Genomic DNA, 16,349 nt, shown 5'->3' with positions numbered 1-16,349 from the left:
ATAATCAAATTTCGAAGAACCGATGCACACTCATTCATCGGTTTTTTTTGTGTCTTATTTTCTGAAAATGACCGCCAGTTGTTCAGTTATTTATAAATTTGAACCATGGTAAACTTCCTAAAGAAATATGCAGCTTTGATCTGGGCGAAAAACCACGTCCGGAAAGCAGAAGAGTTCAAAAAAAATGCGGAAAACGATCAGGAAAAGCTTCTCTTATCCTTAACGGAAACGGCAAAAAAAACGCTTTTCGGAAGAGAACATGATTTTGAAAACATCAAAACGGTAAAAGATTTTCAGGAACGTGTTCCGGTTTCGGATTATGAAGACCTTAAACCCTATATTGAAAGGGTAAAAAAGGGACAGGCAAATATTCTCTGGACCGATACTCCTGAATATTTTGCCAAAACTTCAGGAACGACTTCCGGCTCAAAATACATCCCGATTTCAAAAGAAGGAATGCCTTTTCAGGTAAAAGGAGCTCAAAGTGCGCTGTTTCATTATATTGCCAAAAAAAACAACGCCGATTTTGTACAGGGAAAAATGATCTTTTTACAGGGAAGTCCTGAACTGGAAGAAGTGTACGGAATAAAAACCGGAAGACTTTCGGGAATCGTAGCCCATCATATTCCCGATTATTTACAGAAAAGCAGACTTCCAAGCTGGGAAACCAACATTATAGAAGACTGGGAAATGAAGGTGGATAAAATTGTAGTGGAAACGGAAAAAGAAAATATGACGCTGATTTCCGGAATTCCGCCCTGGCTGATTATGTATTTTGAAAAGCTGATTGAAAAACACGGCAAAAAGATAAAGCAGATTTTCCCGAATCTTCAGTTGATTGTTACAGGAGGCGTTAATTACGAACCTTACCGCGATAAAATGGAAGAACTTTTAGGAGGAAAAGTAGATATTGTTCAGACTTTTCCTGCTTCCGAAGGTTTTTTTGCATTTCAGGATGACTATACGAAAGAAGGCTTATTGCTTTTAACCAATCATGGAATTTTCTATGAATTTATTCCGCTGGAAGAATACGGGCGCTTCGACTCCGTTCAGCATACCACAAAAAGACTGACGCTAAAAGATGTTGAACTGAATAAGGATTACGCATTAATTTTAACAACCAATTCGGGACTTTGGGCGTATTCCATCGGAGATGTCGTGAGATTTATTGATAAAAATCCGTACAGAATTCTCGTGAGCGGAAGAACGAAACATTTCACCTCGGCTTTTGGAGAACACGTTATTGCTTTTGAAGTGGAAGAAGCCATGAAAGCCACGCTGGAAAAATATCCTGCACAGATTACAGAGTTTCATCTCGCGCCACAGGTAAATCCCACTGAAGGACTTCCTTATCATGAATGGTTTATTGAATTTGAAAAAGAACCGGAGAATTTAAATTTGTTCAAGAGCGAACTTGATGACCAGCTCAGAAAGCGCAATACGTATTATGATGATTTAATTTCAGGAAATATTCTGCAGAAACTTCACCTCACAGCTCTGAAGAAAAATGCTTTCCACGAATATGCAAAGTCTCAGGGAAAACTGGGCGGACAAAACAAAACGCCAAGACTTGCAAATGACAGAAAAATCGCCAATTTATTAGAAATTTATAAACTTTAGGCACATTTTTTTGATTCCGGAAACGTATATTCGAAAAAAATTATAAATTTGGAAAACTAAAAAATAATAATGAAAGCATCTGTACTTTTAAAATCATCTTTATTAACGTCGTTATTTGTAATTTCATCTTGTGCAACCACAAAATATAGTATGGATACTGCTAAAAATGATTATTCTAATCTGGAGGCAGGAAAAGTATATACTGTAATGATGAGAGATGGTTCCAAAAATCAAAAAATGTTATTCCGTAACGTGGAAGGAGATAATCTTATCGGAACGAAAGGAAAGAAAGACAGTACAGTAGTAACTATTCCTAAAGCTAATGTTGCAGCCGTGAGAGACAGCAGAAAAGCAAGAATTACAACCGGAGCCACTATTATCGGAGCAGCGGGAGTTGCAGCTTTGGTATTCAGTGCTTCAAGAGCAGACTAAAATAGATTTTATCTTTTAAGTCTCATTTAATTTTTCATTTAAAAAAATGACCATAACAATAGCCTCAAGTTAATATTTGAGGCTATTTTTGTCGGATGATTTCATTTACCCCGCTTCAGACATTGAAAAATGTCGAATTCAGAAACCTTCTTACAGGCAGATTTTTTATTGTTTTAGCTTTCAGAATGCTCGCTACTTTACTCGGATGGTGGGTGTATCAGTTAACAAAAGATCCTTTTTCAATCGGTTTAATCGGACTTTCGGAAGTAATTCCTGCCGTAAGTTGCGCTTTGTATGCCGGTCACGTTATCGATATGAATGAAAAAAAACGGCTGCTCCTGATCTGCAATTATGTATACATTTTTTTAATCAGTCTTTTGCTGATCCCTGCTTTTTTCAATGTTAAAATGCATTTTTCGGGACATGAAATCACATACTTCATTTATGGGGTTATTTTTTTTACAGGTATTGCAAGAGCCTTCATCGGACCGATTATTCCTGTAATGATTCCTAAAATCGTAAAAAAAGAAAATCTCCCGAATGCTGTTACTTTAAATCAGGCAATATTTCTGATCTCTTCTGTTTGCGGTCACGCTGTCGGCGGTTTTCTCATCGGCTATTTCGGTGTAAAATGGACGCTTGTTGTTATTATTTCTCTGATCTTTCTGGCTTCTTTATTCTTTTTTCAGTTAAAAAAACAACATTCCGAATACAAAAAAGAGAATATTAACGTTATGGATAGTATGCGGGCGGGAATTTCTTACATTTTTAAAACCAAAGAAATTCTCGGAGCGCTGTGTCTGGATATGTTCGCCGTCCTTTTTGGGGGAGCCGTTGCCATGATTCCGGTGTATGCAACAGATATTCTGAAAGTAGGAGCGGAAGGATTCGGGTTACTGAATGCCGCATCCGACATAGGTTCAATGTGCATCATTACCATTTTATCGGTTATTCCGCTAAGAAAAAATCAGGGTAAAATTTTGCTTGGTGTGGTTACAGGTTTCGGGCTTTGTATTATCGGTTTCGGACTTTCGAATTTATACTGGCTTTCATTCCTTTTCCTTGTGATGAGCGGAATGCTGGACGGGATTTCGGTAGTGATAAGAGGAACTATTGTTCAGCTGAAAACGCCGGACAATATCAGAGGAAGGGTTCTGAGTGTGAATTCTATCTTCATTATGTCCAGTAACGAAATGGGACAGTTTGAGAGCGGATTATCTGCAAAATTACTGGGTGTTGTACGTTCTGTAGTGTTCGGAGGAACCATGACAGTTTTGGTTGCACTGATCGTAGGAACAACAAATCCAAAATTGAGAAAAATGCAATATTAGAGTAATATAAGCGTTTTTATTAAATAAATCTTAAAAACTTCAAATTAAAGTTAATAATTTTTTATATTTGTCTACAAAATATTTTCTATTATGGTAAAAAAATTATCTATTCTCCTTTCTATGGTGGTGGCTGCCTACGGCTTTGCTCAAACCTCCGCTGAGAAAGGACTGGAGACTCAGATTGCAAAATTAGAGTCTGCTAAAAAAACTGAAGACTTTCAGCAGTCCAAAGAGTATTTCATGAAATATGTGAACACACTTTCCAGAGGTACTGAAACAAAAAAAGAAGACTGGAGAGCATATTATTACACTGCATTATCATTAGTAAGAGCAGAAATCAATGCTCAGAGACAAGGTAATGTACAAAATATTGAAGAAACTTCAGGGCTGGCAGAAAAATATCTTGCCGGAGTATTTCTGAAAAATCCGAATAATGCTGAAGCCAACATTCTTTTGTCTCAAATTTATCTACTTAAATCATCAGACAATTCCGCGGACAGTGTTGCCAATTTAGCAAAAGCGAATGAATATCTTGCTAAAGCAGAATCTGAAGACAAAAACAATCCAAGGATTGATGTAATAAAAGGTGAGATTGCGTTTACTTCCAACAAAGAATTGGCAAAAACTTATTTCAATTCTGCTGCGGCTAAATTTAAAACGTATAGTAAAAAATCTAATCTCGACCCGAACTGGGGGAAAGAAGACATCAGTTACTATCTTTCTATTCTTAAATAATCTGTCATAATCAAGATAAATTCGACTATTATGAAAAAAATCTACCTTATATTACTGTTAATCTTTTCTCAATTCTTCTTTGCCCAGTCCGATTGTGCCACTGCAATAAGAGTATGCGGAAACTCAGATATTTCTTATTTCCCTACAGGTTCGGGAAGCGTGGACGACCAGGTAAATGCCAACGGAAGCTGTTTAAGTGGGAACGAACACTATTCCGTGTGGTATGAATTCACTGTTGCAACAGCAGGAACATTAACTTTTACTATTACTCCGCAGGCGCCTTATACCGCAGATTATGATTTTGCTGTGTACGGACCTAATAAAACATGTGCTACAAAAGGTGCTCCGATCCGTTGTAATTACGCGGGTGCGCAGCCTTTTCCAAACCAGACCGGATTACAGGTTGGCCTTACGGCTAATTCAGGAGCGTGGAGTCCTGCGATGAATGTTCTTCCGGGAGAAACTTACTATCTTATTGTTGATAACTGGTCCGGAGCAAATGCGGCAATGGCTTTTTCATTAACATGGGGAGGTACCGCTACATTAACTTCGCCATTCAACGATCCGGCAATTCAGCCCAATCCGTTTAATCCTATAGGAATCCCGGGAGCTAATGCTTCAGATCCTAGAATCATCGAGGTATGTGATATTTCAGCACCTTACAACTTCCAGACTAATAGTGCTAATATTGTTAACGGTAACCCTAACTTTTATGTAAAATACTACAAAACGTCTAACGATGCTTTAGCGGATACCAACGCAATTACTTCACCAATTATTGTTAATACGACCAGTACTTATTATTATACAATCCGTTATCAGGATCCAACGAATCCTAATAACCCTACTAATAAATGTTTCAACGTTAATGCATTCAAGTTTAAAGATGTTACCTTTAAAGCAACAAATGCGAGTTTAACAGCATGTAATAACAACAATAACGGAGTTGCAGTGTATAACCTTACCACAACAACATTATATACTCCAAACCCGAATTATACATACGTTACAAAGTATTATCCAACATTTACAGACGCTACTAACGGAACTAATGAGATTTTGAATCCTACAGCTTACACTTCTGCAACAGGAGATGTTTATGCAAAGATTACAACCAACTTAGGATGTTCTGATATTGCAAAAATTACATTAAACTTTTACCCGGTAGTTGTAGTTACAGATGTCACATTAAGATCTTGTTATATTGATACAAATCCTGCAACAGCTTCTTTCGACCTTACTTTAGCACCTGTAACGACGCAGGCAGGAACAAAAACATATTATCCGTCTCTTACTGATGCTATCAACGGAACCAACGCGATATTAAATCCTAGTACTTATATTGCTCCAAACGGTGTAGCTTATATAAAAGTGACCAATGGAAACGGGTGTTATGCAGTAGCAAAAGTAACACTGGTTGTTCTTCCTCCGGTATATTCTAGTGTGCTTGAAGATAAGATTATCTGTATGGAAAATAAGACGACATTAGATGCAGGTCCTGGATTTACAGCTTACAAATGGAGTACAGGAGCTACAACACAGGCTATTAACAATGTAACTGTAGGAACGTATTGGGTTGAGCTTAAAACAGGAAACTGCGTTACAAGACAGACTGTAAAAGTTTACCCTTCTGAACAACCGGTAATTTCCAGCATTGATATTACAAACAATACAATAACTGTAAATGTAATCGGAGGAACTGCTCCTTACAAATATTCTTTAGACGGAATCAAATGGCAGGATTCTAACGTTTTCGAAAATGTTGCCAGAGGAGACAATATGGTTTATGTAAAAGACGGCTATAACTGCGATCCGCTTACGGTAACAGTAGTTGTTCCGAACTTAATCAATGTAATTACTCCAAACGGAGATGGTGTAAATGACGTGATCGACTACTCTGCTTTAGCCGGAAAACAAGGTCTTGTACTAAGTATTTTCGACAGATACGGAGTAAAAGTAGGTCAGGCTGATAAATCTAACGGATACAAATGGGACGGAACCACAAAAGGTAAAAAAATACCTACCGGAACCTATTGGTATACTGTAGAATGGAAAGAGAATGATAAAAAGAATACCCCATTCAAATTCTCAGGATGGGTAATGGTAAAAAACAGAGAATAAATATTGCTAACAGATAAAAAACCGCTTTTCTCAAGCGGTTTTTTTCACATCATAAAGTTTAATTTTTTTTAAAATCTTTCTAATGAAGAAATTATTACTGCTGACTATCTTATTCTTGTCGCAAATGGTTTTCTCACAATCAGATTGTATTTCAGCAATTCCTGTTTGTGGAAATTCAGACATTTCTTATAATCCGAGTAGCTCAGGAACTGTTCAGGAAGCTACTTCCGCAAGCTGCCTGGATGTAGAACACTATTCCGTATGGTACTATTTTACTGCTGCTACAACCGGAACCATAGAATTCACGATCACCCCCAATACCGTTCCGGGAGTAACGCATTATGACTATGATTTTGCCGTTTACGGACCTAATATCAACTGCGCCACATGGGATTTCGGGAATGCTATTAAATGTAACTTTTCAGGACTCAGTGGTCCTACAGGATTAAGTTCAACCATCACGGGAAGCCAATGGGAAACTCCGCTGAATGTAATTGCAGGAGAAACTTATTATCTGCTTATTGATAACTATATTCCGAGTAATCCATACGGATTTTCTTTAACGTGGGGAGGAACTGCTTCTTTAACTTCAGCATTCAACAATCCTGCTTTAACGCCGAATCCGTTCATTGCACCGGGAACACCTGCTGCAAACCCTTCTGATCCGAACGAAATTCTTAAATGTGCTTTACCATCCATGTTTGATTTCAGCACATTGTCTGCAGGAATTATTAACGGTAATCCGAACTTTTCTGTAACATATCATTTAACAAGTAACGACGCCATTACGGGAACAGCACCTATTACAACTCCGATAATGGTAAATGCTACCACCTATTATTACAGAATTAAATATGTAGATCCCAACAACGCAAATAACCCTGTAAATGGTTGTTTCCAGGTTGGAAAATTCAAATTCAGATCGGGTAATATCGTTGTAAATAATGCCACCATCACTTCGTGTAATTATGATAATACAGGAATCGGTTATTTTGATCTAAATTCTGCAAACGTATACGGACCAACCAATGTTGTGAAAAAATACTATCCTACAATGGCAGACCTTACCGCAGGAACCAATGAAATTACCACTCCTTCTTCTTATGCATCACAGGCTCCAAAAACAGTTTTTGTAAAAGTTACAACTACTGAAGGATGTAGTGCCAATGCAGAGATTACCCTGCAGTTTTTACCTGCCCTTGCTGTCGTTCCGGCTACAGTAAAAGCTTGTAACAACAATAATGCAGGAACAGGCGTCTTTGATTTAACAGCTCCTGATGTTTACCCTACATCTACAAACGTTACTAAAAAATATTATCCTACATTAGCGGACCTTAATGCAGGAACCAACGAAATTACAAATCCTGCGGCTTATACTTCTGCAGCACCGAAAACAGTGTATGTAAGAGTAAGAAATCCTCAGGGATGTACAGGTTACAACCAGATTAGTTTACAGTTTAATCCGGTAGTAACAGTAAATGATGCTTCTATTGAAGAATGTTATATCGAATCTAATGTAACCACAGCATCATTTAACCTGACAACGCCAAGTGTAACTACACAGACAGGACAAACGAAGAGATATTACAAAACTCAGGCGGACGCCATTGCAGGAACCAATGAAATCTTAAATCCTACAACATACATTTCAACAACAGGAGTAGTGTATGTAAAAGTAATCAGCATAGAGAACTGTTATGCCATTGCGAAAATCAACCTGAAAGTTTTACCTCCGGTACAATCCGCTGTTCTTAAAGACAAGATCATCTGTATTGAAGATAAAACAACACTAGACGCAGGACCTGGTTTTGATGCTTACGAATGGAGCACTGGAGCAACAACACAATCTATTTCAAATGTACCTGCAGGAACATATACTGTAAAACTGAAAACAGGAAAATGCTGGACATTACAGCAGGTAAAGGTTACTGCTTCGGTACAACCAGTTATTACAAGTATAGATATCAATAACGATTCATTTACAATCAACGTAACAGGAGGAAAAGCACCTTATAAATATTCTATCGACGGAGTAAACTGGCAGGATTCCAATGTATTCACAGGTCTTCCGAGAGGTGAAAATAAAGCTTATGTAAAAGATGCTTATAACTGTAGCCCGATTAGCGTTCAGGTAACTGTTCCTAATCTTCTGAATGCGATCACACCAAACGGAGATAACAAAAACGACTACATCGATTATTCTGCTTTGGCTTATAAAAAAGATCTCGTTTTCACGGTTTACGACCGATACGGAAACATGATTTATAAAGCAGACAAGATCCGAAATTACACCTGGGACGGAACTTCCGGTGGTAAGAAAATTGTTACAGGAACATACTGGTACACGATTACGTGGACAGAAAATGACAAAAGCAATACACAGACGAAATACAGCGGCTGGGTTTTGGTTAAAAACATTCAGTAATAATTCAATCTGATTTTCAGAACATTAAATCACCTCAGTTTTGAGGTGATTTTTTTTGCTCTTCGCAAAACCCTTCTGGATAAAGGTTTCAAAAGTTATCCACAATTTTTTGTTAGTTACTCCGTTTCATTTGCTTTTCAAAAAAACTATCTTTGCACTATTATGGCGCAGAAAGAAACATTATCTTCTTTGACGAACGGAAATTTTGCAAAAGAACTCTCCATTGCAGACGGGAAAATGCCTCCCAATGCTCTGGATTTTGAACGATTGGTGATTGGTACTTTTTTAATTGATAAAAAAGGACTCGATCATTCGATAGATTTGCTTACCCCTGAAGTTTTCTACGATCCGAGACATCAGGTCATATTTTCTACCATTTTAAAATTATACGAAGGCAACCAGCCTGTCGATTTAATGACGATTATTCAGGAGCTTAAAAAAGAAGGCAAGTTAAGCTCTGCCGGCGGAGACAGCTACATCATCGATCTTACGATGGGAGTAAGTTCTTCTGCCCATATTGAATATCACGTCCGCGTTATTCTTGAAAAATATATTCTTCGAAGCTTAATCAATGTTTCGGCAAACGTAATTGACGCATCCTATAAAGAATCAACAGACGTTTTTGAACTTCTGGATAAAGCCGAACAGTCTTTTTTCGAAATCACAAACGGAACCATTAAAAAAGGATTCGATACTGCCAATTCATTGGTAAAACAGGCAATCGACACCATTAAATCTCTAAAAGATAAAGAAGGACTTTCCGGAGTTCCTTCCGGTTTCCGCGATGTAGATAAAGAAACCGGAGGATGGCAAAACTCCGACCTTATTATTATTGCAGCACGTCCGGCGATGGGGAAAACAGCATTCCTTCTGTCGATGGCAAGAAATATTGCAGTGGGACACAAAATTCCTATGGCTCTATTCTCGCTTGAGATGGCATCGGTACAGCTTATCACAAGGATGATTGCTTCCGAAACAAGAATTTCATCAGAAAAACTCAGAAAAGGAACTTTGGATGATGAAGAATGGGAAAGACTCTTCTCCAATGTTTCCGAACTGGAAAATGCCCCTTTATATATTGATGAAACACCTTCCCTGTCTATTTTCGACTTCCGCGCCAAATGCCGAAGACTTGTCATGCAGCATGGTGTAAAGCTCATCATGGTCGATTATCTTCAGCTGATGACTGCCGGAAGCGGCGGAAAAGGAGGAGGAAACCGTGAACAGGAAATTTCCATGATTTCACGATCTTTAAAAGCCATTGCCAAAGAACTTAATGTTCCTGTCATTGCACTTTCGCAGCTTTCCCGTAGTGTGGAGACACGTCCGGGGAAAAGACCTCAGCTTTCCGATCTAAGGGAATCCGGAGCAATTGAGCAGGATGCAGATATTGTATCTTTTATTTTCCGACCGGAATATTATAAAATTACGGTTTGGGACAACGATGAAGAAGGACAGGAAACCTCAACAGAAAATCAGGCGGAATTGATTATTGCAAAACACAGAAATGGTGCAACTGCCGATGTGCGTTTATCTTTCTTAAAACATTTTGCGAAGTTCGGTGATATTGAGGCTGCTTTTGACGGAGGAATGAGCGGAGGACGATATCCTTCCAACTTTGGAAAGCAGGAACCTAGCGGTTTTGATAAAATTAAAACAACAATTCAGCCGGGTGCAGCTTTTGATCTTCCGGACAGTTCAAAACTTTCAGGATCTTCAATGAATGATTTTGATGATGACGACGATTTTCCTTTTTAAATTCAGGACTAAGATTAAGGTTAAGATTTAAAAATGAAAATTGAAATATACACCGACGGAGCCTGCAGCGGAAATCCCGGAAAAGGCGGGTACGGAATTCTCATGCGCGTCCCTGAAAAAAATTATCAGAAAACATTTTCTAAAGGCTTCCGGAAAACCACCAACAACAGGATGGAACTTCTTGCTGTGATCACCGCTTTGGAAAAACTGAAATCTCCGGACAACGAAATTCATATTTATACAGACAGCAAATATGTTGCGGATGCCATTAACCAGAATTGGTTAGCCGGATGGATCAAAAGGGGCTGGAAAAACGTGAAAAATCCTGATCTGTGGAAAAAATTTGTCGTATTATACAATCTGCATAAACCAAAAATGCACTGGATAAAAGGTCATGCCGGTCACTTTGAAAACGAACTGTGCGACAAACTTGCCGTAACCGCTGCTGCTTCAGATAATTTAGAAATCGATACTTATTTCGAAAATCCTGAAAGCAACACTTTATTTTAATTAACAATTACAGCTAATCTTCAGAAAAATTTTCAGCATTCTTTCAGTTTCTTTACCATTTATTATAAAATAAATACTAAATAAGGCAAATTTAATATTAAATACATATTATTTAATTAGGATTTAATATATTTACACGTCTAATTTTAAGTATGCTAATAAATGAATAAAAAACTACTCCTTTATTTATCCCTCTTCTTATTTTGCTGCTTCGGAAAAATTTCGTCGCAAACCTATCAGCTTACCGGAAATCCTGTAAACACCACAGGCTGGAACATCGTTCCTTCTGCGGTTGTAAATACAGACTTTATACAGCTTACCGCAGACCAGATCAGTCAGGTAGGAGGTATAAAATTAGACTCTCCTATCAATCTTAAATATTGTGATAAATGGAGAGTGGAATTTGATTTCAGAATCGACGGAAACGGTACAGCTGCCTACGGAAGAGGAGATGGTATTGCTTTTTGGTATCTGGCAAATCCACCCGCTTCTTACACATCTGGCGGAGGATTAGGAATTCCTGCAAACTCTACCGGCTTAATGGTGGGATTTGACATTTTTAATAATACCACAGAAGCACAGATGAGTAAAGTCCATATCTTATATGGAATAAACAACACGGCAGGATCAAATATCGAATACAATACAACTCCCGGAAGTACATTTCACTCTCCGGATCTGAATCCTACGCAGCCTTTCGTCGGAACTACTTTCAGACACGTTGAAGTAAACGGACAGGTAAATCCTGCAGCTCCTGCAAGCTGGATCATTACGCTTAAAATCGACGGAACTACCATTGTAAGCCAATCATTTGCCCCTTCCGGAGCTGCAGCTACCATGACGACCGGCTATTTTGGCTTTTCTGCTTCTACAGGAGGAGCGAGTGCAAGACAATCAATTAAAAACGTAAAAGTTTATATAGACAAAGTTGCGCTTAACCAGACGTTGGTAACAGATACTTTCTGTCCGAATCCTGCAACAGGACAAGGAACGGTAAATTTAACATCTTATCAGGGACAGTTTGTAACCAATCCTGCCAATTATACGTTCTCATACAGTGTAGGCGGAACTCCGATTACGAATCCTACCAACTATCAGTTCAGCGCAAATACTTCAGTTTCTGTTTTAATTAAAGACAATACAGGATTGCTTTGTGATAATCCGGACGGTAAAATTCAGTTAAACCTTTCTCCTTTCACAGCAACCCCTGCAACACTTACGGAATGTAATAACAACAATACAGGAACAGCCACATACAATCTTACGCTTGCGAATGTGAACGAACCAACGGGTTCTACCAAGAAATATTATAAAAATATGGCGGATCTAAACGCCGGAACCAATGAAATTACCAATCCTACAACCTACACTTCTGCTGCGGGAACCGTATATGTAAAAGTAACCACTCCTCTTGGCTGCCAGGGTTCTGCTGCAATTACCTTAGCATTTTACCCTCAAATTGCTACAACAGACGCTACTCTGGAATCATGCTTTATCGATAATGCACCGACAACGGGTTTATTTAATCTTACACAGGCAATTGTAACTTCTGCGACGGGAGTTACAAAGAGATATTTTAAAACACAAGCGGATGCTTTAGCCGGAACCAATGAAATTCTGAATCCTGCAGCTTACGTAAGCACATCATCCGTAGTGTATGTAAGAATTACGAATGTGACCAATTGCTGGACACTTGCAAAAATTACATTAAAAGTTTTAGCGCCGATTTATTCTTCTGTATTGAAAGATAAAATCATCTGTATTGATGCTAAAACAACTTTAGATGCAGGAACCGGATTCGACAGTTACTTATGGAGCACCGGAGCAACCACACAATCTATCACGAATGTAACGCCCGGAATTTATTGGGTACAGCTGAAATCAGGAAGATGTACAACACAGCAGACTGTAATCGTAAATCCTTCGCAGCAACCAGTAATTGCTACAATTGATATTAAAAACAACACGATTACCGTGAATGTGAAAGGAGGAAAAACACCATACCAATATTCTTTGGACGGAATAAACTGGCAGGATTCTAACGTCTTCACAGGTCTTGCAAGAGGTGAAGTTGTAGTGTATGTAAAAGATGCCTACAATTGTACACCTATTCATGTTCAGATAACGGTTCCTAATCTCCTGAATGCCATTACTCCGAATGGAGACAACAAAAACGATTACATCGATTATTCCGCATTAGCATATAAAAAGAATTTAGTATTCACGGTGTATGACAGATACGGAAATAAAATGTACGAAGCCGACAAAATCCGAAACTACAAATGGGACGGAACTACGGGAGGCAAAAAAGTAATGACAGGAACTTATTGGTACACCATTACCTGGAATGAAAATGACAAAAACAGTACTCAGACGTCTTACAATGGCTGGGTTCTGGTAAAAAATATAGAATAACACTTTTTAAAGATCATTCGAAAAACGGATGATCTTTTTTTATGCCTTATTTAGAAGAAATATTTTATTTTAAACTTATTTAATTCGCATTCAATTCTTAAATTTGAATTATGAATTATTTAGAGGCTTTAAGCAGAAGATACTCTGTAAAAAAATTTAATCACGAAATTATTCCTCAGGAAACCCTGCATAATATTCTTGAATCCGGAAAATTATCGGCAAGTTCTCTTGGTCTTCAGCCTTACGAAATTCTTATCGTGGAAAGTGAGGAGATGAAGCAGAAATTAATTCCTGCATTCTACAATCCGTCACAGATTTCCACCTGTTCTCATCTCGTTGTTATTGTTTCCAAAAAAATTGTGGACGACAATTACATTAACGGTTATTTCCGGCATATTTCTAAAGTAAGAGAAACACCGCTGGAAAAACTGGATCTTTTTAAAAACAGCATCAATCAGCATATTAATCAAAAAACACAGGATGAAATTTTCAGCTGGGCAGAAAAACAGTCTTACATCGTTCTGGCGAATCTCATGTATGCAGCCGCAATAGAAAATATAGACACCTGTCCAATGGAAGGCTTCCGTCAGGAACTTATCGAAGAAATTCTGGAGATAAATACTGAAACCGAAAAAGTAAGCGTAACGCTCGCTTTAGGCTACCGTTCGGAGGAAGATCATTTTCAGCACATGAAAAAAGTAAGAAAACCAAACGAAAAATTGTTTAAATTTATTTAACTATTTAGACAATTGTCTTAAACTAAGGATATGATAAAAGCGGATGTATTAGTAATCGGTTCCGGAATTTCGGGACTTTCCTATGCCATAAAAGTTTCTGAGCAGCTTCCTGATGCCAAAATAATCATCGTAACAAAATCGGACGAAGATGAAAGCAACACCAAATATGCACAGGGTGGTCTTGCAGTAGTTACAGATTCTAAAAATGATAACTTCGAAAAACACATTGCCGATACAATGCGTGCGGGAGACGGCGAAAACAAACGCGATGTGGTGGAAATGGTAGTTAGGGAAGCTCCTGCAAGATTCAATGAAATTGTAGACTGGGGTGCGAATTTTGACAAGAAAAACGGCGAATTTGCTTTAGGAAGAGAGGGAGGACACACCGAAAACCGAATTGTACATCACAAAGATATCACAGGTTTTGAAATCGAAAGGGCACTTTTGCAAACCGCAAAAAGCAGTCCGAATATTGAGATTCTCGATCATCATTACGTAATTGATATCATTACGCAGCATCATGTTCCCGGAAAAGAATTAAATGAAGGCGATATCCATTGCTACGGAGCCTATATTCTGGATGAAAAATCCAAAACCATTAAGAAAATAACATCAAAAATAACACTTGTTGCAACCGGAGGAGCAGGACACGTTTACAAAAATACCACCAATCCGACGATTGCAACAGGAGATGGAATCGCTTTTGTGGCAAGAGCAAAAGGAAAAGTTTCCAATATGCAGTACTATCAGTTTCACCCGACCGCTCTGTACAGTAAGCTCGATGGAATGTTGTTTTTAATTTCGGAAGCCGTTCGTGGAGACGGAGCCAAATTAAGAACAAAAAGAGGTGAAAAATTCATGCATAAATATGATGAACGTGAAGAACTCGCCTCCAGAGATATCGTTGCAAGAGCCATTGATGCAGAAATGAAAATCACCGGAGACGAATTTGTAGGGCTCGATTGCCGTGAAATGGATCATGAAAAATTTCTTGAACATTTCCCGAATATTTATAAAAAATGCAAAGACGAAGGAATTGATCCTTTCAGCCAGCTTATTCCCGTTGTTCCCGCCTGTCATTATCTGATGGGAGGAATTGAGGTTGACCGCGACGGTCAGTCTTCCATCAGAAATCTTTTCGGAGTGGGAGAATGTACCAATTCCGGACTTCACGGAGCCAACAGACTAGCTTCCAACTCTTTATTGGAAGGATTAGTTTTCGGACACAATGCTGCCATGAAAACCGTTGAACTTTTAAACGAAAATAATTTCAACTTTGATGATCTGAAAGCCGTTCCGGAATGGAATGAAGAAGGAATGAAAATCATGGATGAGATGGTAATTATATCTTACCTCAGAAAGCAGCTTCAGGAAATGATGAGCGATCTGGTAGGAATTGTACGAAGCAACCGCCGTCTGAATATGGCTTTGCAAAAACATCAGGAAATCGCTGCCGCAGTGAACGAAATTTACCACTACTCTATTCTTTCGCCACAGTTGTCAGAGCTTAGAAACTTAACAACCGTTGCCCACCTCATCATTACCCAGTCTATGGAAATGACGGAGAATAAAGGTGCGTTTTATAATAAAGATCTGGCTTAAGAATAGCAAATACGGAGTATGGAAATCTTCAGTCTGAGAATTTTAACCATCATGAATCTTTTAAACTTTTTAAGAGTCATGTTGATTTTTATCGTTCTCATTGTACTTGGTTTTCTTATTTTTGGAAGCAAGCATCATGATGAAATCTATTTTCTGGGCTGGATGTTCATTTTAGCGGCTGTATCTTTTGGGGTTCGATTCTTTAATTATATCAAGAAAATTATCATTTCAAGAGCAAAATATCCTCTTCCATTAAATCTATTGTGCAATATACTTACAATGGGAAAATCTTATTATTTCGGAAAAGATCAATTCGATCTGGATGAAATTATAAATGATAACAAACTTCCTCAGACATTTTATTATATCAACAATCATCAACATCCGATTTTAGAATTTAAAAGAGATAAACTTCTTTTTCATGGGACAGAATATCAGTGGAAAAATATGAACTGGAAATATTTTCTGTACATAGAAAATCCTGATGCTTACAAACCGCGAGGAAAATATTTAATAGAATTTACAGCAACCAATCAAGACAATATCCGAATAAAAAATAAAATTGAATTCGAAAAAATAAAAGCTGATGAAAATGAAGTAATTTTGCTTTTTGTGATTCACGATTTGTTATTCGGAACAAAAGCATCTTATTATTACTAAAAT

At 38.0% G+C, this 16,349-nt stretch carries 12 protein-coding genes; all 12 read left to right on the top strand.

The window, feature by feature from the left end; translation table 11 throughout:
* Positions 1 to 105 precede the first annotated feature (105 nt).
* The 12 genes from KKI44_RS15760 to KKI44_RS15705 all read left to right on the top strand — a co-directional run bounded on the left by KKI44_RS15760 (position 106) and on the right by KKI44_RS15705 (position 16,346).
* Entirely contained in the window at positions 106 to 1,620 is a 1,515-nt protein-coding gene (locus KKI44_RS15760; protein WP_214588240.1) for a GH3 auxin-responsive promoter family protein, read from the top strand.
* Positions 1,621 to 1,689: 69 nt separating this feature from the next.
* Positions 1,690 to 2,052, top strand: coding sequence for a hypothetical protein (locus tag KKI44_RS15755; RefSeq protein WP_087708697.1), 363 nt, complete (start codon positions 1,690 to 1,692; stop codon positions 2,050 to 2,052).
* Between the two features lie 95 nt (positions 2,053 to 2,147).
* The gene (locus KKI44_RS15750) at positions 2,148 to 3,383 is read left to right on the top strand and encodes an MFS transporter (protein WP_214588239.1); all 1,236 of its coding nucleotides are present in this window, start codon (positions 2,148 to 2,150) and stop codon (positions 3,381 to 3,383) included.
* 90 nt (positions 3,384 to 3,473) lie between these two features.
* A complete protein-coding gene (locus tag KKI44_RS15745) occupies positions 3,474 to 4,118 on the top strand; it encodes a hypothetical protein (protein ID WP_214588238.1) in 645 nt (214 codons plus the stop codon).
* Positions 4,119 to 4,148: 30 nt separating this feature from the next.
* Positions 4,149 to 6,239, top strand: a complete 2,091-nt coding sequence (locus tag KKI44_RS15740) for a T9SS type B sorting domain-containing protein (RefSeq protein ID WP_214588237.1) — start codon at positions 4,149 to 4,151, stop codon at positions 6,237 to 6,239.
* Between the two features lie 82 nt (positions 6,240 to 6,321).
* Complete coding sequence (locus tag KKI44_RS15735) at positions 6,322 to 8,664, top strand: T9SS type B sorting domain-containing protein (protein ID WP_250902079.1); 2,343 nt, start codon at positions 6,322 to 6,324, stop codon at positions 8,662 to 8,664.
* 162 nt (positions 8,665 to 8,826) lie between these two features.
* Entirely contained in the window at positions 8,827 to 10,422 is a 1,596-nt protein-coding gene (gene dnaB / locus KKI44_RS15730; RefSeq protein ID WP_214588236.1) for a replicative DNA helicase, read from the top strand.
* Positions 10,423 to 10,455: 33 nt separating this feature from the next.
* Entirely contained in the window at positions 10,456 to 10,932 is a 477-nt protein-coding gene (rnhA, locus tag KKI44_RS15725; RefSeq protein WP_214588235.1) for a ribonuclease HI, read from the top strand.
* 162 nt (positions 10,933 to 11,094) lie between these two features.
* A complete protein-coding gene (locus KKI44_RS15720; protein ID WP_214588234.1) occupies positions 11,095 to 13,347 on the top strand; it encodes a T9SS type B sorting domain-containing protein in 2,253 nt (750 codons plus the stop codon).
* 110 nt (positions 13,348 to 13,457) lie between these two features.
* Positions 13,458 to 14,084 (top strand): NAD(P)H-dependent oxidoreductase, encoded by a 627-nt coding sequence (locus KKI44_RS15715; protein WP_214588233.1) that lies wholly within the window; start codon positions 13,458 to 13,460, stop codon positions 14,082 to 14,084.
* A 30-nt stretch (positions 14,085 to 14,114) separates the two neighbouring features.
* Complete coding sequence (nadB, locus tag KKI44_RS15710) at positions 14,115 to 15,686, top strand: L-aspartate oxidase (protein ID WP_214588232.1); 1,572 nt, start codon at positions 14,115 to 14,117, stop codon at positions 15,684 to 15,686.
* An 18-nt stretch (positions 15,687 to 15,704) separates the two neighbouring features.
* Positions 15,705 to 16,346 (top strand): hypothetical protein, encoded by a 642-nt coding sequence (locus tag KKI44_RS15705; RefSeq protein WP_214588231.1) that lies wholly within the window; start codon positions 15,705 to 15,707, stop codon positions 16,344 to 16,346.
* Positions 16,347 to 16,349 lie beyond the last annotated feature (3 nt).

The sequence above is a fragment of the Chryseobacterium sp. ZHDP1 genome, from assembly GCF_018603435.1.
Classification (GTDB): Bacteria; Bacteroidota; Bacteroidia; order Flavobacteriales; family Weeksellaceae; genus Chryseobacterium; species Chryseobacterium indicum.
The sequence above is the reverse complement of the archived record's forward strand: the minus strand, read 5'-3'. Positions and strand labels throughout refer to the sequence as shown.